Annotated in this window: 18 protein-coding genes and 1 tRNA gene; 7 read left to right on the top strand and 12 right to left on the bottom strand. The window is 72.6% G+C overall.

Annotated features, from left to right (window positions below; translation table 11 throughout):
* Positions 1 to 19: 19 nt before the first annotated feature.
* From AB0F29_RS25335 to AB0F29_RS25365, 7 genes are all read right to left on the bottom strand, one after another.
* Positions 20 to 93 (bottom strand) — tRNA-Lys (locus tag AB0F29_RS25335).
* Positions 84 to 779 (bottom strand): bifunctional DNA primase/polymerase, encoded by a 696-nt coding sequence (locus tag AB0F29_RS25340; RefSeq protein WP_361876026.1) that lies wholly within the window; start codon positions 777 to 779, stop codon positions 84 to 86. The genes AB0F29_RS25335 and AB0F29_RS25340 overlap by 10 nt, the downstream gene beginning before the upstream one ends.
* 276 nt (positions 780 to 1055) lie before the next feature.
* Positions 1056 to 1397, bottom strand: coding sequence for a hypothetical protein (locus AB0F29_RS25345; protein ID WP_097867676.1), 342 nt, complete (start codon positions 1395 to 1397; stop codon positions 1056 to 1058).
* 178 nt (positions 1398 to 1575) lie between these two features.
* A complete protein-coding gene (locus AB0F29_RS25350; protein WP_361876028.1) occupies positions 1576 to 2910 on the bottom strand; it encodes an AAA domain-containing protein in 1335 nt (444 codons plus the stop codon).
* 28 nt (positions 2911 to 2938) lie between these two features.
* The gene (locus tag AB0F29_RS25355) at positions 2939 to 4558 is read right to left on the bottom strand and encodes a hypothetical protein (protein ID WP_361876031.1); all 1620 of its coding nucleotides are present in this window, start codon (positions 4556 to 4558) and stop codon (positions 2939 to 2941) included.
* Complete coding sequence (locus tag AB0F29_RS25360) at positions 4549 to 5583, bottom strand: hypothetical protein (RefSeq protein WP_361876381.1); 1035 nt, start codon at positions 5581 to 5583, stop codon at positions 4549 to 4551. Before AB0F29_RS25360 ends, AB0F29_RS25355 begins: the two co-directional genes overlap by 10 nt.
* A gap of 106 nt (positions 5584 to 5689) precedes the next feature.
* Positions 5690 to 6703, bottom strand: coding sequence for a phosphatase PAP2 family protein (locus AB0F29_RS25365; RefSeq protein ID WP_361876034.1), 1014 nt, complete (start codon positions 6701 to 6703; stop codon positions 5690 to 5692).
* Positions 6704 to 6948: 245 nt separating this feature from the next.
* Here AB0F29_RS25365 and AB0F29_RS25370 point away from each other — a divergent pair, with 245 nt between their 5' ends.
* Positions 6949 to 7545, top strand: a complete 597-nt coding sequence (locus AB0F29_RS25370) for a histidine phosphatase family protein (protein WP_361876037.1) — start codon at positions 6949 to 6951, stop codon at positions 7543 to 7545.
* Between the two features lie 416 nt (positions 7546 to 7961).
* Here the strand turns inward: AB0F29_RS25370 and AB0F29_RS25375 are convergent, their stop codons facing one another.
* Positions 7962 to 9410, bottom strand: coding sequence for a tetratricopeptide repeat protein (locus tag AB0F29_RS25375; protein ID WP_361876040.1), 1449 nt, complete (start codon positions 9408 to 9410; stop codon positions 7962 to 7964).
* Positions 9411 to 9704: 294 nt separating this feature from the next.
* On the opposite strand from AB0F29_RS25375, the gene AB0F29_RS25380 reads away from it, so the two are divergent.
* Both AB0F29_RS25380 and AB0F29_RS25385 read left to right on the top strand, forming a co-directional pair.
* Positions 9705 to 10073, top strand: a complete 369-nt coding sequence (locus AB0F29_RS25380) for a hypothetical protein (protein ID WP_361876384.1) — start codon at positions 9705 to 9707, stop codon at positions 10071 to 10073.
* A gap of 76 nt (positions 10074 to 10149) precedes the next feature.
* The gene (locus AB0F29_RS25385; protein ID WP_361876042.1) at positions 10150 to 11133 is read left to right on the top strand and encodes a fused MFS/spermidine synthase; all 984 of its coding nucleotides are present in this window, start codon (positions 10150 to 10152) and stop codon (positions 11131 to 11133) included.
* 21 nt (positions 11134 to 11154) lie between these two features.
* On the opposite strand, the gene AB0F29_RS25390 is transcribed toward AB0F29_RS25385, so the two are convergent.
* On the bottom strand, positions 11155 to 11721 hold the full coding sequence (locus AB0F29_RS25390; protein WP_361876044.1) for a hypothetical protein: 567 nt from the start codon (positions 11719 to 11721) through the stop codon (positions 11155 to 11157).
* Positions 11722 to 11853: 132 nt separating this feature from the next.
* On the opposite strand from AB0F29_RS25390, the gene AB0F29_RS25395 reads away from it, so the two are divergent.
* Positions 11854 to 12642: a response regulator transcription factor gene (locus tag AB0F29_RS25395; protein WP_361876047.1), complete on the top strand. Its 789-nt coding sequence runs from the start codon at positions 11854 to 11856 to the stop codon at positions 12640 to 12642.
* A complete protein-coding gene (locus tag AB0F29_RS25400) occupies positions 12639 to 14072 on the top strand; it encodes a HAMP domain-containing sensor histidine kinase (protein WP_361876050.1) in 1434 nt (477 codons plus the stop codon). The genes AB0F29_RS25395 and AB0F29_RS25400 overlap by 4 nt, the downstream gene beginning before the upstream one ends.
* 448 nt (positions 14073 to 14520) lie before the next feature.
* Here AB0F29_RS25400 and AB0F29_RS25405 read toward each other — a convergent pair whose 3' ends face one another.
* Genes AB0F29_RS25405 through aspT (AB0F29_RS25415) form a run of 3 tightly spaced genes read right to left on the bottom strand, consistent with a single transcriptional unit; the run spans position 14521 to position 19566 of the window.
* Entirely contained in the window at positions 14521 to 16164 is a 1644-nt protein-coding gene (locus AB0F29_RS25405) for a bifunctional aspartate transaminase/aspartate 4-decarboxylase (RefSeq protein ID WP_361876053.1), read from the bottom strand.
* Between the two features lie 20 nt (positions 16165 to 16184).
* On the bottom strand, positions 16185 to 17888 hold the full coding sequence (gene aspT, locus AB0F29_RS25410; RefSeq protein WP_361876056.1) for an aspartate-alanine antiporter: 1704 nt from the start codon (positions 17886 to 17888) through the stop codon (positions 16185 to 16187).
* Between the two features lies 1 nt (position 17889).
* Positions 17890 to 19566 carry an aspartate-alanine antiporter gene (aspT, locus tag AB0F29_RS25415; RefSeq protein WP_361876059.1) on the bottom strand — a complete coding sequence of 559 codons (1677 nt, stop codon included), beginning with the start codon at positions 19564 to 19566 and terminating at the stop codon, positions 17890 to 17892.
* A 307-nt stretch (positions 19567 to 19873) separates the two neighbouring features.
* Between aspT (AB0F29_RS25415) and AB0F29_RS25420 the strand changes: the two genes are divergently transcribed.
* The gene (locus AB0F29_RS25420) at positions 19874 to 21196 is read left to right on the top strand and encodes an ABC transporter substrate-binding protein (RefSeq protein WP_361876062.1); all 1323 of its coding nucleotides are present in this window, start codon (positions 19874 to 19876) and stop codon (positions 21194 to 21196) included.
* A gap of 168 nt (positions 21197 to 21364) precedes the next feature.
* Positions 21365 to 22363: a sugar ABC transporter permease gene (locus tag AB0F29_RS25425; RefSeq protein WP_361876065.1), complete on the top strand. Its 999-nt coding sequence runs from the start codon at positions 21365 to 21367 to the stop codon at positions 22361 to 22363.
* The last annotated feature ends 6 nt before the right edge of the window (positions 22364 to 22369 follow it).

Raw genomic sequence — 22369 nt, forward strand, 5'->3', positions numbered from 1 at the left:
GGGGGGCTTCTTCCGTCTGTGCGCCGTCAGGGACTCGAACCCCGGACCCGCTGATTAAGAGTCAGCTGCTCTAACCAACTGAGCTAACGGCGCCTGGTGACGTCGTAGACATTAGCACCCTGATCCGCCCGAGGAAAAATCGAATGCGCGGCACTCGGGGACGACGCGGACCGGCTCACCCGCACACATGCCCAGAGCAGCACATCGGGGCCCGGGAGCCATGGGTTGCGGGTGTCGGGGGCGACCACCCAACGTGGTCCGCCCTCGGACGACGCGCAGGTCAGCGGGGGTACGGTCACGGCGTCGCCGGTGCCGTGACAGAGCAGGGGCGGCACCGTGCCGCGCTGCTTCCCGGAGTCTCCGGCGCCCCCGGAACCGCTGGTTCCCCACTCCTCCCAGGCGAGCAGCGAGGGCAGCCGCTGGGCCGTTCCGGGGGCGGCGAACAGGAGCATCCGGCCCCGGTGCGTGGCGACCGGGCCGGAGCCGGGCCCCTCGGCCCAGAGCTGCTCCAGCATCCGCCGCCCGAACAGCGCCGGCACGTTCACGACGTCGAAAGCGGAACCGCAGGGGAGTACGCCGGGGGCCTCGGGGCGCTCCTCCCAGTGGGCGAGCGTGCTGCGCGGATAGGGGGCGGCCCCCGCCAGCCAGGCGGCGCCGGCCGCCGTGACCTGTGCGGCCTGGGGGCCGGACTGGTCCCGCAGCAGGGCGAAGATGTCGACGCCGTGGCGCGGGGCGGCACCGGCTTGCAGGGTCGTTTCGTCTTTCGGCCATGCGCTCATGGAGCAAGGTCTACCGGGAGTGACGGAGGGGATTCCTAGAGTTGCCGGAAACCGGGACAGGACGGGAGGGGGAGGGGTATCTTGCCCGCCGGAATATGCCACGGGACCTGACCCCCGGCCTGGCGTACCGGCATCTGTGCCACGGGCCCCACCTGCCCCACGGGCCCCCGCCACCCAACCGGCGCTGTCCACCCCACGGGCCCCACCCGTCCCCCTGGCCCTGTCCGCCCCACGGGCCAGCTGCCCCACGGGCCACCCGGCCGCCGGCCGCGCGGGTCAGGCTCTGGGCGCGTCCAGCAGGGAGCGGCCGAACTCGATCATCTTCTTCGCGTAGTCCTCGGTCCACTCCGCACGCTCCGCCACGTCCGCCGCGGTCAGCCGGTCGAACCGGCGCGGGTCGGCGAGCTGGGCCGCCGCCATGGCCTGGAACTCCACCGACCGGTCCGTCGCCGCCCGGAAGGCCTGCGTCAGCTCGGTCGCACGGGCCAGCAGCTCACGGGGGTCCTCCACCGACTCCAGGTCGAAGAAGTGCTCCGGATCCGCCGTGGCCTGAGACGGCTCGAAAAGCAGCGGCGCGGGGCGCAGCCGCTGCCGTTCGTTCCGCTCGGACTGTGTCATGTGGTGTTCCTCCCTCGGACGACCTGATGACCGGAGGATCCGGACGGCCACCCTCCATTGTCCAACCCCGCGCAAGGGGGCCGGGGCGCACGGCGGGGGCGCGGGGAAGCGTCTCCCACGCTGGGCGGCAGGGCCGGGACGCGCACCGGGCCCAGGGCGGCCGGCACGCGTCCCCGGCTCAGGGCCGCCACCGGACCCGGCGTTCCGAGAGGTGGGCCAGCACCGCGTGGTTCGCCTCCCAGCCGTCGGGGAACTTCACCGTGACGCCCAGCTGCACCGGCTCCGTGGACGGGTGCTCGTCCAACAGGTCCGCCACCCCCTCCCGGCACACCACCACGCAGGCGTGCCGATGCCGCGAGGCCAGCACGCACAGGCGGCCCGTCTCCAGGTGGAACGCGGTCGCGTCGGGACGCCCCGACAGCGGGTGCAGCACCACCGTGACGTCGAACTCGCGGCCCTGGAGCCGGTTGGCCGTGTCCACCGCCACCCCCGTGACGCCCAGCTCCGCGAGGGCCGCCCGCACCGCCGCCGCCTGGTCCCGGTGGGCCGTGCCGACCGCCACCCGGTCCGCCGTCACCGGCACCGGCCCCTCGGCCCGCTCGCTCGTCGCGACCCCGCCCCGGTCCAGCAGCCGCCGGACCACCAGCGCCACCGCCCGTACCGCCTCGGGATCGGTGCGCGGGGTGTGCCGGGCGGGCAGCTCCAGCAGCCCCCACCCGGACTCCGCCGCCTCGTCCAGCACCCGGTCGGGCCCCGAACCGTCCGACGCCACCCCGAAGGAGAGCTTCCGGTCCCCGTGGTCCGTACCGCTGCGGAACGGCGTGTACGGGTAGAACGCGTCCGACACCAGCGGGGCCGCCGACGCCGGGAGCCGCCACGACACCGGCAGCCGGTGCTGCGGCAGCTCCGGATTGTGCGCGAGCAGCGTGGACACCGCGCTCGCGGACGGGTCGTAGCTCAGTCCCGCCCACTGGTCGGCGCCGACGATCGAGAACGGGTCCAGCTGGCCCGGGTCCCCGACGAACAGCGCCCGCTCGAACAGCCCGGCCACGGCCAGCAGCGCGTCGGAACGCATCTGGTACGCCTCGTCGACGATCGCGTGCCCCCACGGCTCCACGTTCTTCACGTGCGCCCACTTGGCGGCCGTCGAGATCACCACGTCGAGCCCGGCCAGATCCGCCGCCTTTGCCGACTTCGTGACGTTGGCGAGCCCGTCCAGGACCTTGTCGTACGGGTCGGAGTCGCTGCTGTGGAGCCGGCCCACCGGCAGCTCCGGGTCCTTCTCCGCGAGCCGCACCACCAGGTCGTCGACCTGGGCGTTGGTCTGCGCGATCACCATCAGCGGATGCCCCGCGGCGGCCAGCTCCAGGGCCGCCCGGACCACCAGCGTCGACTTCCCCGCGCCGGGGGGCGAGTCCACGACGATGCCCCGGGCACTGCCGCGGAGGGTGTCGTCGAGGATCGCGCCGGTCGCGCGCGCCGCCTCCGCGCCCGGGTCGAAGACGGTTGTCATCACAGCAGGCCCTCACAGACGGCGGTCGTCACAGCAGGTCCTCCGGGGTCACGGGGTCGGGTCGCTCCGCGCGCTCGGCGGCGTCCGCGCCCGGCGGACCGCCGTGGGTCCACGGCGTCTCCTCCGGGTCCGGAAGCTTCGGGCCGCCGCGCTGGTCGTGCTCGAACAGGGTCCAGGCGATCCGCTCGCCCGGCTCCGGCACCGAACCGGGCGCGGGCTCCTTGCCCCGGCCCATCCGGTCCAGGATCCGCAGTACCAACAAAACCTCCCCGTCGTCGGCCGGCGGCCCGTCCGCGTACCGCACGAACTCCGCCGTCTGCGGCTTGCGCTCCAGCGAGCGGTAGACCTTCGTCCGCTCGGCCAGGTGCGGACGCTCGTCCGTGCGGACCGTGACCAGCGGGCGCGGCGAGGGCCGCTTGGACTCGGTGTACGCCATCTCCACCTCGGACACCGTGGCGAGGAACGCCTCGCCCGCCAGCCGCCGTCCCGCCAGCACCAGCGGATCGTCCAGCGCCTCCTGCGCCTCCAGCTGGGCCTGGGCGGTCTCCCGGGAGGCCAGCTTCTGGGCCGCCGTCACCGCGTCGTCACGGCGCGGCTGCGGCGGCTCGCCCGAACGCACCCGGTCCCGGTGCGCGGTGAACGACCACCGGTCCCGGGTCCAGCGGTCCTCGGCCCGGGACCCCTCGGGCAGCTCCCGCAGCAGGTCGAGACCCCGCCAGACCGCGTCCCAGGTCGGCAGCATGACCCGCGCCAGCAGCGAGCGGATCTCCCGCTCGGCGGCGCTCAGCTCACCCAGGCGGGCATCGGCGGCGAGCCCGTCCTCGGCCGACGCGAGCGCCGTGCGCGCCCGGTCGTACCGCTCGATCGCCGGGGCGAGGAGACGGTTGTCGAAGTCCGGGTCGGTGGCCGGACCCGCCGGCGGGCACAGCAACTGGCCCTCCCCGTCCCGGGCCAGCTCGGCCCGGAGCGCCGCCTCGGCCCCCGAGGAGCCGGCCGGCGGATCGACCCAGGCCAGCAGCGCGCCCAGGTGCTGGTCCTCCAGGCTGCTCTGCCCGGTCGCCCAGTGCCGGTTCAGCAGATCCGTGACGGCGGGCAGCAGTGCGGAGCCGGGCACCCGGGCCCGCTCCCCGTAGTGCGTCAGCCAGCGGCCGAGGAGCGGAACCCGCGCCGGGGCCGGATACGGGGTGTCCGGATCGTCCTCGGCGGTACGGCGGAACCGCATGGACCGGCCCAGCAGCCGGACGAACTCGACGCCCGCCCGGCTCGGCACGATCAGCTGCGCCGCGTCGGTGCACAGCTCGACCTCGACCTTGGCCTTCTTGCCGGTCGCCGGGTCCGTCTCATTGCGCTCGGCGGGCTCGACGACGTCCGCGTACGCCTCGATGTGCGGCAGGACGGCCTCCGCCAGCTCGGCCAGGAACGCGAAGCGCAGGTCCCGGTCGCGGGGCTGGGCGACGGCCAGCAGCCGGGGCGCCTCCCGGTCCGTGCCGACCAGCGCCCCGAGCGGGGCCCCGGCCTCACCGGCGGTGGTCAGCGGCACCAGCACGAGGGGCCGGTCGGTGAGATGACGGTGCCGGACGGTCGCCAGCGGCTGGGCGCGGCCGGTGTCGACGGCCTCCAGCCGGGCCAGGGTGGTGATCAGCGACATGCGGCCGCACCCTCCGGCGCCCCGTCACGCGGCACGGAGGCGCTTCCCCGTGTCCCGGCGCGCAGAGCCTCCGCACTCTCCAGTGCCTCGGCGCGCAGGGCGGCGGCCCGGCGCAGCGCGTCGACCGTCGGATCGTCGGGATCGCCCTCCTTGCCCGCCGCGGCGGCCAGCACCCCGGCCACCGTGGTCAGCCCGCCCAGCTCACCGCGCACACTGCGGCCCAGTGTCTCCACGGCCCCCTCGGCCCGGGACCCGGCCCGGCAGTGGAAGGCCAGCTCGCAGGCGGCCAGGCACTCCGGGGCGTAGGCCGGGGGCACCGCCGCCACGGCGGCGTCCAGCTCCTCGGGCGGGCACGCCGGATCGAACGTCGTCCCCTCCGGCAGCCCCGCCGCGATGTCCTCGACGCGCGTCAGCCGGGTCAGCTGCCGGCGGGTCACGGCGCGCTGCTTGCGTACGTCCACGACGGAGGCGGTCGGCAGGTTCGAGAAGTCCTTGGGGCAGACCAGCAGCACCCGGTGCCCGACCTCCGCACCCTCGGTGACCGCCGCGACCCGCTCCAGCGCCAGCACGTACACCGCGGCCTGCCGGGCGGCGGCGCCGACCTTCGACGGGTCGGCCGACGCGTCGATCATGGGAAACGACTTGATCTCGACCACCGTCCACCGGCCGTCGGGGTGCACCACGACCGCGTCGGGCTCCAGATAGGCGGGGGAACCCGCCACCTCCAGGGCCAGCATCGGATGGTCCAGCAGCGCCCAGCCGCCCGCCGCCGTGGCCTCGCGCAGCGCGAGCGCGGTGCGCGCGGCACGGCCCTCGGGACCGGCGGCGCTCAGATCCGGCGTGGCGGCGTCCCCGGCCGGGGCCTCGGCCCCGCCGCCGAGCCGTTCGTACAGCAGGCGCAGCAGCTCCGCCCCGCCGTCGGCCTTGACCTTCGCCTCGAACGCGTTGCCCCGCATGAAGGCGAACTGGGACTGCCCGAAGGGGGCGGGAGAGCCGAGCGCGGTGGCCAGCACGCCCTTGTCCACCCCGGCGCCGTCGAGCAGGGCCCGCCGCTTGCAGCCGGGGTTGGCGGCGAGAGCGGCCAGGGCTCTCGCGTCGAGCGGGTGCGGTTGGACGGACGGGCCGCGCAGCTCAGCGAGCCGCTGACGGAGCGTCGTCGCTCGCGGCCGCGTCGGCGTCGTCGCCGGCTGTTGTGCCGCTGACTGCCGTGCCGGGGGGATCTGCGGAGGTGGTCCGCTGGCCGGGGATTCGCTCACCCGGGGAAGTCTTGCATCCGGTACTGACATTCGGGGGCACGCCCGCGGATACGGAGCCGGCGACGGTGCTCCGGCCGCCCCCGCCGCCGCCCGCGAACAGGACGGCGGCCGGCCCGGTGAACCGCGCCGCGCCCCACGCCTTGAACCGGTCGGCGATCCGTACGACGGACCTGACCAGCAGGGCTCCGACGCCCATCACCGCGGCGCCCGCGACGGCGTCCAGGAAGTAGTGGTTGGCGGTGCCCATCACGATGACCGTGGTGATCAGCGGATAGACGATGCCCGCCGCCCGTACGAGGGGATGGCGACCGTGCCGCCACAGCAGGATCCCGCACCAGAGGGACCACCCGACGTGCAGGCTGGGCATCGCCGCGTACTGGTTGGTCATCCCGCTCAGCCCGCGCGGGGCGCTCGCCCCCTCGCCCCACCAGCCGTACGCGCTGTACTGCGCCATCGTGTCGACGAAGCCGTGGCTCGCGTCCAGCAGCCGGGGCGGGCACGTCGGCATCAGCGTGAAGCCGACCAGCCCCAGCAGCGTGGAGTTCATCAGCCAGACCCGGGCCGCCCGGTACGCGGCCGACCTGCGCCGGAACATCCATATGAGGACGGCCGGGGTGACCAGGTAGTGCAGGGAGGCATAGGCGAAGTCGGCGGGTATGCCGAGCGACGGGGTGCTGGTGAAGAGACGGTTCAGCGGTTGCTCGGCGTTGAGGTACAGCGCCTGTTCCAGCCGCAGGATCGCCAGGCCGTGGTCGACCGCCGTCGACACATCGCCGCGCACCAGGAGCCGGCCCACCGAATACAGCGCGTACACCACCGCGATCAGTGGCAGCTCCGTCCACCAGCGGGGCCGATGACCGGTCGCGGGCGGCGCGGTGGCGTGCGGCATCCGGTAGCTCTCCCCATGTTCATGCGGCCGACGACGAACGTTCAACCGTACGGCGGCACCGTGCCGCCGTCTCCCCCGGGGGCCCCCTGCCGGACATCCCGTACGCAGCGGTCCCGCCCTGGTCCGAACTCCCGGCCGGGGCGCTGCTCAGGATGGGACGCCCGCACGGCCCGGGAGGTTGCCTGCCGGGGCGGTACGGGATGATGGAAGGGCCCGACAGCACCAACGTTCCAGGGAGAGCTTTCATGGCATCGCGCATCCTGCTCGCCCGGCACGGCCAGACCCAGTGGTCGGTCCGGGGCAACCACACCGGCAGGACGGACATCCCGCTCCTGGACGACGGGCGCGAGGGCGCGAAGCTCCTCGGCGAGCGGCTGCACCGGGCGCCCTGGGCGGGGCTGCCCGGCGTCGAGGTCCGCACCAGCCCGCTCGTCCGGGCCGCCGAGACCTGCCGAATCGCCGGGTTCGGGGAGCGGGCCGTGCCGTGGGACGCGCTGATGGAATGGGACTACGGGGCGTACGAGGGCCTGACGCCGGCCCAGATCAAGGCGGACCGGCCCGACTGGCTGATCTGGCGCGACGGGGTCCCGGACGGGGAGTCCGTCGCCGACGTCACCGCCCGCGCGGACGAGATCGTCGCCTGGGCCCGCTCGGCGGACCGGGACGTCCTGGTCTTCGCCCACGGCCACATCCTGCGGGCGCTGGGCGCGCGATGGCTGGGCGAGGACCTGTCCTTCGGCGCCCGCATCCGCCTGGACCCGACGTCGCTGTCGGTCCTGGGCTGGGCGTACGGCCTGCCGGCCGTGGAACGCTGGAACGACACGGGCCACCTGGACCGCTGACGCCCCACCCGGGCCCACCCGGGCCCATCCGAGCCCACCCAAGCCCGTCCGGCGTTTGGGGCCGAAGCCGTGCCCACCCCAGCCCGCCCGGCGCTTGGGGCCGAGGCCCGGGCGCACTCAAGCCCGTCCGGCGATTGAGGACGGAAGCCTTCGTCCGGTGGGCGGGATCTCCACGGTCCCGTGGCGCGGGAGGCCCTGATCAGCACCCCGGAAGGTGCTTGCCGGTTCCGTCCTCAAGCGCCGGACGGGCTGGGTTGCGCGTCCCGGGAGGGTTTTGCACCCCGGAAGGTGCTCGCCCGTTCCGTCCTCAAGCGCCGGACGGGCTGGGTTTCGCACCCCGGGACGTGCCGAGGTGGCCGCGGACAGGCCAAGAGGGGCCCGCGGGGCGGGCCGGACCGAGACAGGCCGAGGGGTCGCTACCGGCCTGGGTGGCCGCCGCCCGCGCCGGGCGGGGCCGGGGGCGACCCCTGGTGGCGGGTCAGGAAGGCGGCCACCGGGCCCGCCCCGGCCCGCGGCTCCAGCACCCGCGCCGCCCCCGCCAACATCCCCCGGATCCGCGAGGACTGGACCCGGGTCAGCAGGTCCAGCACCTGGTGCCCCGTCGCCGCCGCCTCGTCCACCCGCCCCGCCCGGGCCAGGTCGCCCGTGAGCTGGGCCCGGTACAGCGCCAGGTTCCGGGTGAAGTGCGCGTCCTGGAGCGTCGTCGCCCGCCGCCCGTGCCGCGCGGCACGGGACCAGTCGCCCAGCGCCGACCAGCACTGCGCCTCCAGCAGCTCCAGCTCCGCCTCCCGGAAGAAGCTCATCCACTCCGGATCACCCGTCGTCGGCCCCCGGTCGAACGCCGCCCGGGCCCGCCCGATCGCCCGGTCGCACCCCGTCCGGTCCCCGAGCCCCGCCCGGCCCCCCGCCTCCCGCAGCGCGAGCAGGGCCAGCAGCCGGGGCGACCCCAGCGTGCGCGCGGCCCGCTGGCCGGCCTCCGCCGCCCGTACCGCCTCCCGGGGCCGCCCCGCGTCCCGGGCCAGGAACGACGTGTTGCAGAACGCGTGCGCCTCAAGTCCCGCGTCCCCGGCCAGCCGCGCCGTGGCCAGCGCCTCCGCGTAGTGCGAGCGGGCGTCGTCGAAGCGGCCCGAGTCGTGGGCCAGCCAGCCCACCGAGATGGCCAGCTCGCCCGCGCCCGCGTGCAGCCGGTCCGAGGTGGCGCGCCGTGCGGTGGTCCCGGCGTCCAGCAGCTCGTACGCCGCGCGCAGCGGCTGGGCGGCCCGCCGGTAGAGCCCGTCCGCGCCGTGCCGGTCGTCCAGCAGCCGGATCTGCCGTACGGCCTTCTCGACGGCGTTCACCTCCGCCTCGCCGACCCGGCGCTGCGCGGGCAGAGAGACCCGGGCGGCGGAGGCGGGCGCCCCGCCGAGACCCAGGGAAGCGGCCGCCACCGTGGTGGTGCCGCTCGTCATGAACACGCGACGCAGCACGTCGCTCTCCTCGGGGATGTCGTCGGTTTCGGTGTCGCGGTGGAGACGGGCGGGGCCGGAAGGGAGAGAGGAAGAGGAAGAGCCCGAAGTCGCCGCCTCCGTCGCGGGCGGCGGTTCGGACACGACCCGGGCACCCCGCCCCCGTACGCTCTCGCGGTCCGAGAACCCCAGGTCGGCCAGGGACGCCCCCGGGAACATGTGCAGGAACACGCGCTCGTAGGCGTAGTTGGGGCAGCGGATCTCCCCGGACTCCACGCGCCCGATGTAGCGGGCGTCGCACGCGACCTGTTCCCCGATCTCCCGCGCCGCTCTGCGGACGGCCGCCGCGAACTCCCCGGCGGAACGCTGCCCGCGCAGCTGACGGAAGGCGAGGTTGGGAACTGCCGCTGTCGCCACCATGGCCGGCCCCTCTCTGGTGCGGCCGAGGCCCATGGATCCAAGTGCCCCGGCGGAGCAAGAACGTACCCGCTGTGACGGAGCGCACACGATGCATTTCGTTACGAAAGGCGCATAACGTCCACGATCTGCCATGAACTGCCACCCTTTGCGGCGGTGTGGGGCCGTAGCCCTTGACGCACCGGGGGCGTTGGTCCATGTGGAGACGGAGCGTGGCTCCGTTCGGCGATGAGAGGAGGGGTTCCCTTGTTGCATCTCGGCAGGGAGACCGGCTCACGGACGACCTCGACGAAACCGATGGCCCCGGCGCGGGGGGACCAGTCCTTGGACCTCGTCACGGTCCCCGCCCGGCAGGGGCTGGAGGCCGTCGACATCCTCCGCCGCGGACGGGACCAGGAGCCCGTCGGCCCGGTCCTGCACGACGGCGCCTGCGACACCCTCGGATTCCTCGTTCCGCCGGGCACCGCCGACGCCTGGGACGTACCGGGCAGCGCCTGTACGCGGACCGACGGCCGTGGGCTGCGCATCCCCGCCGAGCCGCCCGGCCCCGGCTCCGGCTGGCTGCTCCCGCCCGCCGAGGACGCCCCGGTCACCGATCCGGCCGTGCTCCGCGCCGCCCTCGACCAGGCCGCCCGGCTGATCGAGGCGGCCGACAACTGCTGCTGAGCCCATAATGGACGGACGGGCGGAACACCCCCGCGCGGCCGGCGACCCGGGCCCCCACCAGCAAGGACCAGCGAACGTGGCACGTCGAGGAGCGCCGGCCCACGGCAAGGACAAGGCCGCGGGCAAGGGCAAGGCGGCCGGCCGTAACAAGGCCGCGGGCAAGGGCGGAGCCGACGGCGCGAAGGGGCGTCAGGGCAGCGGCCGGGGATCCGGCCGGGCCGAGCGGGAGCCGGTCTCCCAGCAGGTCGGCGGCGGACTCGCCGAGCTCATACCCGACCGGGAACGCCCGGGCGCCTGGACGCTCCTGATCGACGGCGCCCCGCAGTCCCACGTGGACCTCGACGACCCCGGGCACCTCTCGTTCGCCTACCAGCGCCGCCTCGGCCACGTCATCGACCTCGCCGCACCCCCGCTCCAGCCGCTGCACGTCCTGCATCTGGGCGGCGGCGCCTTCACCCTCGCCCGGTACGCCGCCGCGACCCGCCCCCGCTCGACCCAGCAGATCGTCGAGCTCGACGCGCCCCTCGTCCAGCTCGTCCGCGACCGCCTCCCGCTGGACCCCCAGGCCCGGGTCCGGGTCCGGGCCGCCGACGCCCGCGAGGGGCTCGGCAGGTTCCCGGACGGCTGGGCCGACCTGATCGTCGCGGACGTGTTCAGCGGTGCCCGTACCCCCGCCCACCTGACCTCCGTCGAATTCCTCACGGAGGTGCGCCGGGTCCTGAAGCCCGAAGGGCGGTACGCCGCCAACCTCGCCGACGGCCCTCCGCTCGCCCATCTGCGCGGCCAGGTCGCCACCGCCGCCGCCGTCTTCCCCGAACTGGCGCTGGCCGCCGACCCGGTGGTGTGGCGGGGCCGCCGTTTCGGCAACGCGGTCCTGCTCGCCTCGGCCGTGGCGCTCCCGGTCGCGGAGTTCACCCGCCGGGTGGCGAGCGACCCGCACCCCGGCCGCGTCGAACACGGCCGCGCGCTCACCGACTTCACCGGCGGCGCGGCCGTCGTCACCGACGCGGCGGCCAAACCGTCGCCCGCGCCGCCGCCGTCCGTCTTCGAGAACCCGTGACGGCCCCTGGTGCGACCCTGATCACGGTTCGACGACCTGCACCGTCGGCGGAGTCCCGTTCCAGGTGCAGAACACCGAGTACGTCGTCCCGCTCTCCCCGCCCCCGTCGCTGAAGTCCACCCGGATCCACGCGTCGTTCGTCCACACCTGCATCGACCAGCCCGGCTCCGGCGTCGCCGAGACGAGCTTCGCCGAGCGCCTGCCGAGCTCGAACACTGCCCGGCCGCCGTCGGTGCGATAGCTCTTCACCTCGCCCGAGTTCGCGGGCGCGGGCGGCTTCGCCGGGGTGGCCGACGGCGTACGGGAGGGGCGCGGGGCCGACGGCGAGGGGCTCGCCCCGCCGGTGCGCGAGGAGGCGGAGGGAGAGGGGGAGGGGGAAGGGGAGGTCCGGTGCGTCGAGGAGACGAGCGGCTCCCCGGTGCTCTGCCCGATGCGCTGAGGAGGCCCCGAACCCACGGACACCGGCACGGCCCGGGGCGGGTCGTAGGCCGTCCCGGTCATGACCGTGTGCACGCCCCACCAGGAGAGCGTGACCGCCGCGCCGGTGGCGAGCGTCCACGCCAGCGCGTGTACGAGTCCTCGTTGCATCGGCACATCCTGCACCACGCGGCCCGCCCCGCCGGCCCCCGGAGGTCGTGAACAACCGCTCTTCTCCGGCCTTTACGGAGGTTTCCGGCGGGACCGGGACCGGGCCCGTCGGCATGGCGTACGGTGCCGCCCATGGCAAGTGTGCTCGTGGTCGAGGACGACCAGTTCGTACGTTCCGCCCTCATCCGGCACCTCAGTGAGGCCTCCCACACGGTACGGAGCGTGGGCACCGCGCTCGAAGCGCTGCGCGAGGTCGCGCACTTCCGCTTCGACGTGGTCATCCTCGACCTCGGGCTGCCCGACCTGGACGGCGCCGAGGCGCTGAAGATGCTGCGGTCCATCACCGATGTGCCCGTGATCATCGCCACGGCCCGGGACGACGAGAGCGAGATCGTCCGGCTGCTCAACGACGGCGCCGACGACTACCTGACGAAGCCGTTCTCCGTCGAGCACCTCTCCGCCCGGATGGCCGCCGTGCTGCGCCGCTCGCGCGCCGCCGGCGGTGAGGCGCCGCCGCCCAGGGTCATCCGCGTCGGCGGGCTCTCCATCGACCCGCTGCGCCGCACCGCCGAGCTGGACGGGGCCGAACTCGACCTGACCCGACGCGAGTTCGACCTGCTCACCTTCCTGGCCGGGCGGCCCGGTGTGGTCGTCGCCCGTAAGGAGCTGCTGGCCGAGGTCTGGCAGCAGTCCTACGGCGACGACCAGACCATCGACGTCCATCTGTCCTGGCTGCGCCGCAAGCTCGGCGAGACCGCCGCCCGGCCGCGCTATCTGCACACGCTGCGGGGCGTCGGCGTGAAGCTCCAGCCGCCGGCCGATGCCCCGGCCGATGCCAGGCCCGGAGTACCGGCCGATGCCAGGACCGAAGCCCCGGCCGGTACTCCGGTCGACACGCCGTTCACGGAGCCGCCCGCATGAGATGGGCCCTGGTCAAGGTCTGCCTCGCGGTCACCGCCATGGTCGTCATCGCCTTCGCCGTGCCGCTCGGACTCGTCATCCGGGAGATGGCCAGCGACCGGGCGTTCTCCGACGCCGAACGCCAGGCCGCGATGATCGCCCCGACGCTCTCCATCACCACCGACCGCGAGGAGCTGACCCGGGCCGTCCTGTCCACCGAACCGGGCGACCGGGGACACCTCGCCGTCCATGTCCCCGCCGAGGGAGGGCCCCTGGACATCGGCACCCGGCGCGCCACCCCCAAGGACGTGGCGACCGTGCGCAAGGCCGGGCGCGCCTCCATCACCGAGGTCGCCGGCGGCTTCGCGCTCCTCCAGCCGACCGCGCTGGGCACCGGGGACATCGCCGTCGTCGAGGTGTTCGTCCCCGAGGGCGAGGTCTCCCACGGGGTCGCCACCGCGTGGCTGACGCTGGCGGGCGTCGGCGTCGCGCTGATCGTCGGCTCGGTCGCGGTCGCCGACCGGCTCGGCGTACGGATGGTGCAGCCCGCCCAGCACCTCGCGAGCGCCGCCCAGGACCTGGGGGAGGGCCGCCTGGGCACCCGGGTCCCCGAGGACGGCCCCACCGAACTACGGTCCGCCGCCGTCGCGTTCAACTCCATGGCCGACCAGGTCGTCCAGCTCCTGGCCAACGAACGCGAGCTGGCCGCCGACCTCTCGCACCGGCTGCGCACCCCGCTCACCGTGCTCCGGCTGAACGCCGCGTCCCTCGGCGAGGGTCCGGCGGCCGAACAGACCCGGGCGGCGGTCCAGCAGTTGGAGCGCGAGGTCGACACGATCATCCGGACGGCCCGCGAGCAGCGCCCGCAGTCCCCGGGCGGGCAGGCGGGGGCGGGCTGCGACGCCTCCGAGGTGATCCGCGAACGCATGGGCTTCTGGTCGGCGCTCGCGGAGGACGAGGGCCGCGAGGTGCGCCTCGCGGGAGTCGACCGTACGGTGCGCATCCCCGTGGCCCGCCCCGAACTGGCCGCCGCCCTGGACGCGTTGCTCGGCAACGTCTTCCGCCACACCCCCGAGGGCACCGCCTTCTCCGTCGACGTCCACCACAGCGGCGACGCGGTCATCGTGCTCGTCTCCGACGCCGGCCCCGGGATCTCGGACCCGGAGGCCGCCCTCGCCCGGGGCACCAGCGGGCGCGACGCCGCGAGCGGGTCCGTCGGCTCCACCGGCCTCGGCCTCGACATCGTGCGCCGGGTCGCCGAGTCCACCGGCGGCGACCTGCGCATCGGCCGGTCCGTCCTCGGCGGCACGGAGGTCCGGATCTGGATCGGCCTGTACGGCAGCCGCCCCGAGCGCGGCCGGCGCGGTCACGGCCGCCGGGTCGGCCGCCGGGCCGGCTGGCAGCGGCGTAAGGAACCCCGGACCACGCCCGCCCCCGGCCCCCAGCATTAACCCGCGCCGATGGGTTCCTTAAGCCCGTCCTAAGAACATCAACTGCGGTCCGTAACGCCGTCTTTGTCCGTTCCGTTGCCGCTAGCGTGTTCCTCGTACCTCCTCGTCGGCGGTACAGACCCCCACGCCGGCCCCCGCCGCCACCGGTCGCCCCGGTGGCGGTGGGGAAACCGGCACCCAGTAGCCCGTACGTCCCCCTCGGGCCCCCCAACCGCACCATCGCCCCCCACCGCGCGTCCCGGCCGGACCCCACCCCACCTCCGGCCGGGGCGTGCACCTCACCCGGCCTGGGGGGTGTCTTGCCGATCAGGCCGGGCTCGCGGGGTCCGGCACCGCACCTCGCGGCGTTGTCGTCACTCGCCATGGCTCCGCCATGACTCCCTCCTCCGCCTTGCGATGCACGGCACCGGACCCCGCTCCCTGATCCGGCCTGATCGACAAGACACCCCTAGGCCCGCCACTCCTGGGCGTACGCGTCGAAGATCGCCCGCAGCTGGTGGCCGATCTTCAGGTAGTCCAGATCGTCCAGGTTGGCCAGCGACACCCGCACCGACCACTCCGGTCCGTCGAAGCCGCCGCCGTTGAGCAGCACCACCGAGGTCTGCTCGGCCAGCCGGAACAGCGGGTCGACCGGCTCGTAGTTCTTCTCCAGGAAGTCGGCGAACGGCTTCCCGTGCACGCGCTCCGCCTCGGCCAGCAGGTCCAGCTCGATGTAGTACGCCGCCCGCTTCGGGTCCTCCGAGACCTTCATGTGCGCGCCCTCCAGCAGGAGTTCGAGCCGCTGCTGGACGATCGCCCGGATCCGGTGCTTGTAGGCCTGGCCCTCGTCCAACATGTCGAACAGCGAGAACAGCACCATCATCATCTGCTGCGGCAGCGACAGACCCGCCGTGTGATTCAGCGCCACCTGCCGGGAGTCCGCCACCAGCCGGTCGATGAACCGGATCTTCTCCGGCTCCAACGACAGGGTGCCGTAACGCTTGTTCAGCCGGTCCTTCTGCTCCCTGTCCTGTTCCGCCAGCATCGCGTCGATCACGTTGTCGTCGTGCAGCGCGATCACTCCGAGCCGCCACCCCGTCGCCCCGTAGTGCTTGGAGTAGGAGTAGACGAGCAGCGTGTTGCGCGGCAGATCCGCCGCGAGCGAGCGGAAGCCCTCCACGAAGGTCCCGTACACGTCGTCGGTCACGATGATCAGGTTCGGGTTCCGCTCCCCGACGATGGAGACGATCTGCTCGGAGACCCGGGTGGAGAGCGCCAGGGAGGGCGGGTTGCTCGGGTTGACACAGCAGACCAGCTTCACCGACGGGTCCGCCAGCTTGGCGATCTCCTCCTCCGGGTAGCGCCACTGCCGCACCCCGGTCTCCGTGAACAGGCTCGCCTCCACCCGCACCACGTCGAAGTCGTACGTGTCCAGCTCCGGGATCTCCAGGTACGGGGTGAACACCGGCACCATCAGGGCGATCCGGTCGCCCTTCGCCAGGATCCCGTTCTTCATCAGCGAGTCGAAGACGTAACACATCGCCGCCGTGCCGCCCTCGGTCGCGAACAGGCTCAACGTCTGCCCCTCCGGCGGCCGGTGGTCGAACATCTCGTCCGCGATGTAGCCGCGCACGATCTGCTCGGTGTGGTGCAGGATCCGGTCCGGTACGGGGTAGTTGTCGCCGATCGAGGAGTCCGCCAGCTCGTGCACGAACGCGTCCCGGTCGAAACCGAACCGCTTCACCGCCAGGTCCACGCTCGCCTTCAGCAGCTCGATGCCCGGCAGCTCCGGGTGTGTACGGACGAAGTGCTCGAAGCGCTCCGCGGACCCCGACTCCTCCGGCATGCCGCCCAGGTTGTCGGCCGTCCACACCCGGCGGGACTCCGACAGCGCGAAGTAACCGAGCGCGTGGTATGCCTCGCGGGGCCCCGTGGCCACCCAGTTCGGGTTGCCGCGGCCCGCGTTCAGCATCGTCCGGGTCGACTTCCCCTTCTGACCCGGCTGATCGCTCTGCGCGGCCGTCGCGATCTGGATGAACTTGTCCTTCAGCTCGAACGGGGAGAGCTGGGCGAACGACCGGATCTCTTCCCGGCTGATGCTGGTCTTGGGCATGGTGTCCACTCCGTAGCGGGTCAGTGGTTGAGCAGGACGATCACGGCGCCCCACACCGTCAGCAGCACGTTGCCGACGGCGTACGGGATGGTGTAACCGAGGGTGGGGATCTGGGACTTCGAGGTCTCGTTGACGGCGCCGATCGCCGCCGTGGTGGTCTGGCCGCCCGCCAGGACGCCCATCAGGACCGGGAAGCGGATCTTCTGCACGTAGTGCCCGACCAGGAACCCGACGATCAGCGGCACGACGGTGGCGACCGCGCCGAGGAGCAGCAGCCCCCAGCCGGCCGTGGAAAGCCCGCTGGTGAAACCGGGCCCGGCGTTGATGCCGACGACGGCCACGAACAGGCAGAGCCCCAGCGTGTCCATGAACCACTGCGCGCCGGGCGGCACGTTCCCGTACGTCGGGTACTTGCCGCGGATCCAGCCGAAGACGAGCCCCATGATCAGCCCGCCGCCCGAGGTCGACAGGGAGATCGGCACCCCGCCCGCCGTCAGCGCCGGAATACCGATGCAGCCGCCCAGGAAGATGCCGAGGCCGACCCAGACCATGTCCGTCGCGAAGCTCGTCGGGACGGGCTTGCCCAGCGCCTTCCCCGCCGGTCCGACCAGGCGTTCCGGGCCGGTGAGGACGAGCGTGTCGCCGCGCTCCAGCTTCGTGGACAGCCGGTAGGGGAAGACCGCCCCCGCCCGGTACAGCCTGTCGATGTACACGCCGACCATGAACGGCTCCCGCCGCACCTCCTCCACGGTCCGGCCCAGCTGTGCCTTCTCCGAGACGACGACGTGCAGCGTCTCGGTGCGGTAGCCCAGCAACGTCACGTCGTCGGCCTCGGACCCGATGTGCGTCACCGCGTCGAACTCCACCAGGTCCCCCCGGATGGCGCTGACCGCGACGGTGTCGCCGAGGCGCAGCGTGCGGGACTGGTCGTGCTCCAGGACCGTGCCGTCGCGGCGGATCCCGGTGAGGTAGACCCGGCGGCCCAGCGCCTTCTGCTGCTCCTCGAAGTCCGCCACCGAGCGGCCCACCAGATCGGGCCGCTGAACGCTGTACGCGCGCAGCACCACCTCGTAGTAGCCCTCGCCCTCGTCCGGGCTCTCGTCCGGCGCGTCCAGCTCCGCCGCCAGCTTCGCGCTCTCCTTCGCCAGGTCACGGCGGTAGAGCCGGGGCAGCACGTTGGCCAGGAGCATCGCGCACAGGATGGTGCCGAGCGGATACGTCACCGCGTACCCGACGGCGACCAGGTTCTCCTGGGTCTTCACCTCGTCGGGGGAGAGCCCCGGCAGGGTGCCGATCGCGTCCTGGGCGACCCCGATCGCGGCCGACTGGGTCAGCGCCCCGCTCATCAGGCCGGCGCCGAGCCCGGGACCGTAACCGAGCAGGTTGGCGAAGAGCCACGACACCAGCAGCCCGGTCACACAGACGACCACCGCGTTGACGACCTGCGGCAGCCCGTCCTTCTTCAGCCCCCGGAAGAACTGCGGGCCGACCCGGTAGCCCAGGGCGAACAGGAACATGATGAAGAACAGGTTCTTCACCGTGTCGTCGATCTGGACCTCGAACTGGGCCCCGAGCAGCAGCCCGGCGACCAGACAGCCCGTCACCGCGCCCAGCGCGATCGTCCGGTAGCGGACCTTCCCGAGCAGGAAGCCGAACGCGACCACGAGGAAGACGAGCAGCTCGGGGTGGGGCTGGAAGATGTTCCGGTTCAGGAAGTCGATCACGTCACGCCCCCAGTACGCCGACGAGGATGGGCCCGGTCAGCGGCAGCAGGAAGTTCGAGAGCGTGTACGTGATCGTGTAGCCGAGAAGCGGTACGGAGCTCTGGGCCACCTGGGTGATGGAGGTGATCGCCGGGGTCGAGCACTGCTGTCCGGCGATCGCGCCGATCAGGAGCGGCTTCTCGATCTTCAGCAGCTTGCGCCCGACGACCAGGGAGATCGTCGCCGGGACCAGCACCATGGCGATGCCCGCGAACGGCAGCAGCGCCCCGTACTCCTTCAGCAGCGGCCAGGCCTGGGGCCCCGCCGCCAGCCCCGTACAGGCGATGAAGACGGCCAGGCCCATGTCCTTGAGCGTGCTCGCGGCCTGCGGCGGAAACGCCCCGAAGGTCTGGCTGCGGGAGCGGAACCAGCCGAAGACCAGGCCGGAGATCAGACAGCCGCCGCCGGTGCCGAGCGACATCGGGATGTCCCCGAGCTTCACGACGATCTGGCCGAGCAGGGAGCCCGCCACGATGCCGAAGCCGAGGTAGATGAAGTCGGTGGCGTCGTTCTTCACCACCGCGCCGAGCTTCGCGACGAGCCGGTTCAGCCCGCCCCGGGCACCGACCAGGGTGAGGACGTCGCCCCGGGCGAGGACCGTCTCCCCGCTGGCGGGCAGGTGCTGGTCGTTGCGGAGTACGTCGGTGACGTAGACGCCGTCCTTGCGGAACTCCGGATGGCGCTTCTCCAGCCGGTCGATCGTGGCGCCGATCGTCTCCTTCTCGGTGACCGCGACCTGACTGGTGGCCAGCGGGGTGTCGAGCCCCGGCACCGCCGGGGTCTCCGGGCCGATCTCCCGGCCCGCCTCGATGATGGCCGCCCGCTCCCCGACCACCTGGATCAGGTCGCTGAGCGTCAGCTCAAGGCCGGGAGAGGGCGTCAGCAGCTTGCTGCCGCGCTTGACGCCCTCGACGGTGATGCGGCCGCCCAGGGCGCTCTCCAGGCCGCCGACGGTCCGCCCGTCCGCCAGCGTCACCAGATAGGTCCGGCCGACCATGCCGGGCAGCGCCTCGCGCTCGTCGGACTCCAGCCCGCCCTGACCGCCGCGCATCTTCTCCCACAGCTCGCGCGAGGCGTCCGCCAGGTTGATGCGCATCAGCATCGGCATGATCTGGCTGGTGTAGAGCACGATGGTGATCAGGCCGAACAGGTAGCAGACCGTGTACGCGGTGGCCACGTGCCCCTGGTACTGGCTGATCTGCTCGGAGGTCAGGTCCTCCAGCTTGCCGATGGCCTCGGTCGCCGTCCCCACGACGGCGGACTCGGTGGCCGCCCCGGCGAGGATTCCGGATGCCGTGCCCACGTCCAGGTCGAAGGCCTTGGCGAGCCCGTAGGCGATGCCCAGGACGCAGACCAGCTCGATCAGGCAGAGCGTGAAGAAGCGCAGGCTCTTGCGGTTGAGGTTGGCGAAGAACTGCGGTCCGGCCATGTAGCCGAGCGAGAAGATGAACAGCGCGAAGAAGACCGTCTTGACGTCGTCGTCGACGCTGATGTGCCGGGTGCCGAGCAACAGCGACACGATCAGGGTGCCGCAGATGCCGCCGAGCGTGATCGGGCCGACGCGGAGCTTGCCGACGAGGTAGCCGGCCGCGAGGCAGAAGAAGAGAGCCAGTTCGGGATGGTCGCGCAGGACGCCCATCCCGCCTCACTCACCGGGGCTGGTGTCGGCGACCAGGATGATCAAAAGGTACATAAAGGAGAAATTAACAGGGGTGGGGTCCTCCGGCAGCTCGCCCGGCCCGACCTGCCCCCGTTCACCTTCCGACGGGAGGGCGGCCCAACATCCCCTCGGTGACCCGCCGGACATCCCTCGGCAACGGAATCGTCTTCAACTCTTGACACCCACCCCCTCCAGGCAGCAACCTTCCGGCAACGGCGCATGGGAGCGCTCCCACTCTGGGGGAAGGTCTCGCGCGCTTCCTCTTCCCGGAACAAGGAGCAGTGGAATGCGCATCACCCGCAGCGTTGCCGGTCGACGCAGGAGAACCGCCTTCGTGGCCACCACGGGCCTCACGGTCACCGCCCTCCTCCTCACCGGATGCGGCGGCTCGTCCGATTCGGACAAGGGAGCCGACGCGGACGGGAACATCACCCTGACCCTGGCCGACTTCGGGCAGTTCGGCTACAAGGAGGCCGGGCTCTTCGAGAAGTATCACGAGCTGAACCCGAAGATCACGGTCAAGGAGGACACCACCGCCGAGGAGAAGAACTACTACCCCAAGCTCCTCCAGCAGCTGAACTCCGGCAGCGGCCTCGCCGACGTCCAGGGCATCGAGGTCGGCCGGATCAAGGAGATCGTCGACACCAAGGCGGACTCCTTCGCCGACCTCTCCAAGGCGATCGGCGTGGACGAGTGGGTGTCGTGGAAGGCGAAGCAGGCCACCGCCCCCAGCGGTGCGGTCATCGGCGCGGGGACCGACATCGGCCCCATGTCCCTCTGCTACAACCGTGAGCTGTTCGAGAAGGCCGGACTGCCCACCGACCGGGCGGAGGTCGCGAAGCTGACCGAGGGCGGCTGGGAGGACTTCCTCGCCCTGGGCGAGCAGTACAAGAAGAAGGCCCCCAAGGGCACGTACTTCATGGACTCCGCGAGCGCCATGTTCAACGCCGTGGTCAGCTCCAGCCCCGAGCAGTACTACGACGCGAGCGGCAAGCCGATCTACGACAAGAGCGCCAGCGTCGAGAAGGGCTGGAAGCTCGCCGCCGAGGCCGCGTCCAAGAAGCTGACGCAGGGCCTGGCCCAGTTCGAGGACCCGTGGCAGGCGGCCCTGCGCAAGAGCACCATCGCCACCGTCGTCTGCCCCGCCTGGATGGCCGGCCAGATCTCCACCTACGCCGGTGACGCCAACAAGGGCAAGTGGGACATCACCAGCGCCCCCGGCGACACCTCCGCCAACTGGGGCGGCTCCTTCCTCGCCGTCCCGAAGTCCGGGAAGAACGTCGCCGAGGCCACCAAGCTCGTCAAGTGGCTGACCGCCCCAGAGCAGCAGGCCGCCGTCTTCAAGGCGATCGGCGTCTTCCCGTCCAACCAGGGCGCCTACGACCTGCCCGACGTGAAGAACGCGACCCTGCCGTACTTCAACAACGCCCCCATCGGCCAGATCTACGCCGACGGCGCGAAGTCCATCCCCGAGGCGGTCCTCGGCCCGAAGGACGGCGTGATCAAGGACTCCATCTCCACCCAGATCAACAACATGGAGCAGCGCGGCACCAGCCCCGACGACGCCTGGGACGCGGCCGTGCGGACGATCGACAAGGCCATCGGCTGACCTTCCGCACGTGACCGGACCGGCCCGAGCCGGACCCGCGCCGGGGCGGGCGGGCGACACCCGCCCGCCCCGCCGCCCGCCCGCCCCTCCAAGCGCCCGCCCCCAGCCGCCCACCCCTCCAGCCGCCCCGGCCGTCCGTCGGCGCACCCAGGGAAGGACTCCCCGCCCGTGGCAACCTCGACCCCCACCCGGGATGCGTACGCGACCCCGCCCCGTGACCCGAAGAAGGAACCACCCAGCGAACGGCGGCAGTTGTGGCGCAGCCGGCTGTGGCGGTTCGACGACAAGGCGTCCCCGTACGCCTACATCGCCCCGTTCTTCCTCGTCTTCGGGGCCTTCGGGCTCTACCCCCTCCTCTACACCGGCTGGATCGCCCTGCACCGGGTGGAGATGACCGGCCTGGACTCGATGGAGTGGGTGGGCTGGGAGAACTTCGACAAGATCCTGCACGACCCCGAGTTCTGGACCTCGGTCAGCAACACGTTCCTGATCGGCGTCATCTCCACCGTCCCGCAGCTCCTGGTCGCCCTCGGCCTGGCCCACCTCCTCAACTACAAGCTGCGGGCCAGCACGTTCTGGCGCACGATCATCCTCACCCCGTACGCGACCTCGGTCGCCTCGGCCGCCCTCGTCTTCGCCCTGGTGTTCCGGGCCGACGGCGGACTGCTGAACTGGACGCTCGGCCTCGTCGGCTTCGACCCGGTCAACTGGGCCAACGGGCACTGGACGTCGAAGCTGGCGATCTCGATCATCGTCATCTGGCGCTGGACCGGCTACAACGCGCTGATCTACCTCGCCGCGATGCAGGCCGTCCCCAACGACCTCTATGAAGCGGCGTCGTTGGACGGCGCCTCGCGCTGGCAGCAGTTCCGCAAGGTCACCATCCCCTCGCTGCGGCCGACGATCCTGTTCACCATCGTCATCTCCACCATCGGCTCCATGCAGCTCTTCGGCGAGCCGCTGCTGCTGGAGGGCGGCGCGCTGGGCGCCACCGGCGGCAACGAGAACCAGTACGAGACGCTCAGCATCTACCTCTACAACTACGGCTGGAACCTCGGACATCTCGGTCCGGCCGCCGCCGTCGCCTGGGCGATGCTCGCCCTCCTGCTGATCATCGCCGCGGCCAACTGGTTCATCGGCCGATTCGTCCGCAAGTCCGCGGTCTGACCGGGA

The organism is Streptomyces sp. NPDC026589 (assembly GCF_040638385.1).
GTDB lineage: Bacteria > Actinomycetota > Actinomycetes > Streptomycetales > Streptomycetaceae > Streptomyces.

Bases quoted from the DNA above. Each gene is read 5' to 3' on its own strand.
- AB0F29_RS25340 (WP_361876026.1), bottom strand. From the start codon at position 779: ATGAGCGCATGGCCGAAAGACGAAACGACCCTGCAAGCCGGTGCCGCC.
- AB0F29_RS25345 (WP_097867676.1), bottom strand. From the start codon at position 1,397: ATGACACAGTCCGAGCGGAACGAACGGCAGCGGCTGCGCCCCGCGCCG.
- AB0F29_RS25350 (WP_361876028.1), bottom strand. From the start codon at position 2,910: ATGACAACCGTCTTCGACCCGGGCGCGGAGGCGGCGCGCGCGACCGGC.
- AB0F29_RS25355 (WP_361876031.1), bottom strand. From the start codon at position 4,558: ATGTCGCTGATCACCACCCTGGCCCGGCTGGAGGCCGTCGACACCGGC.
- AB0F29_RS25365 (WP_361876034.1), bottom strand. From the start codon at position 6,703: ATGCCGCACGCCACCGCGCCGCCCGCGACCGGTCATCGGCCCCGCTGG.
- AB0F29_RS25370 (WP_361876037.1), top strand. From the start codon at position 6,949: ATGGCATCGCGCATCCTGCTCGCCCGGCACGGCCAGACCCAGTGGTCG.
- AB0F29_RS25375 (WP_361876040.1), bottom strand. From the start codon at position 9,410: ATGGTGGCGACAGCGGCAGTTCCCAACCTCGCCTTCCGTCAGCTGCGC.
- AB0F29_RS25380 (WP_361876384.1), top strand. From the start codon at position 9,705: ATGGCCCCGGCGCGGGGGGACCAGTCCTTGGACCTCGTCACGGTCCCC.
- AB0F29_RS25390 (WP_361876044.1), bottom strand. From the start codon at position 11,721: ATGCAACGAGGACTCGTACACGCGCTGGCGTGGACGCTCGCCACCGGC.
- AB0F29_RS25395 (WP_361876047.1), top strand. From the start codon at position 11,854: ATGGCAAGTGTGCTCGTGGTCGAGGACGACCAGTTCGTACGTTCCGCC.
- AB0F29_RS25400 (WP_361876050.1), top strand. From the start codon at position 12,639: ATGAGATGGGCCCTGGTCAAGGTCTGCCTCGCGGTCACCGCCATGGTC.
- AB0F29_RS25405 (WP_361876053.1), bottom strand. From the start codon at position 16,164: ATGCCCAAGACCAGCATCAGCCGGGAAGAGATCCGGTCGTTCGCCCAG.
- aspT (WP_361876059.1), bottom strand. From the start codon at position 19,566: ATGGGCGTCCTGCGCGACCATCCCGAACTGGCTCTCTTCTTCTGCCTC.
- AB0F29_RS25420 (WP_361876062.1), top strand. From the start codon at position 19,874: ATGCGCATCACCCGCAGCGTTGCCGGTCGACGCAGGAGAACCGCCTTC.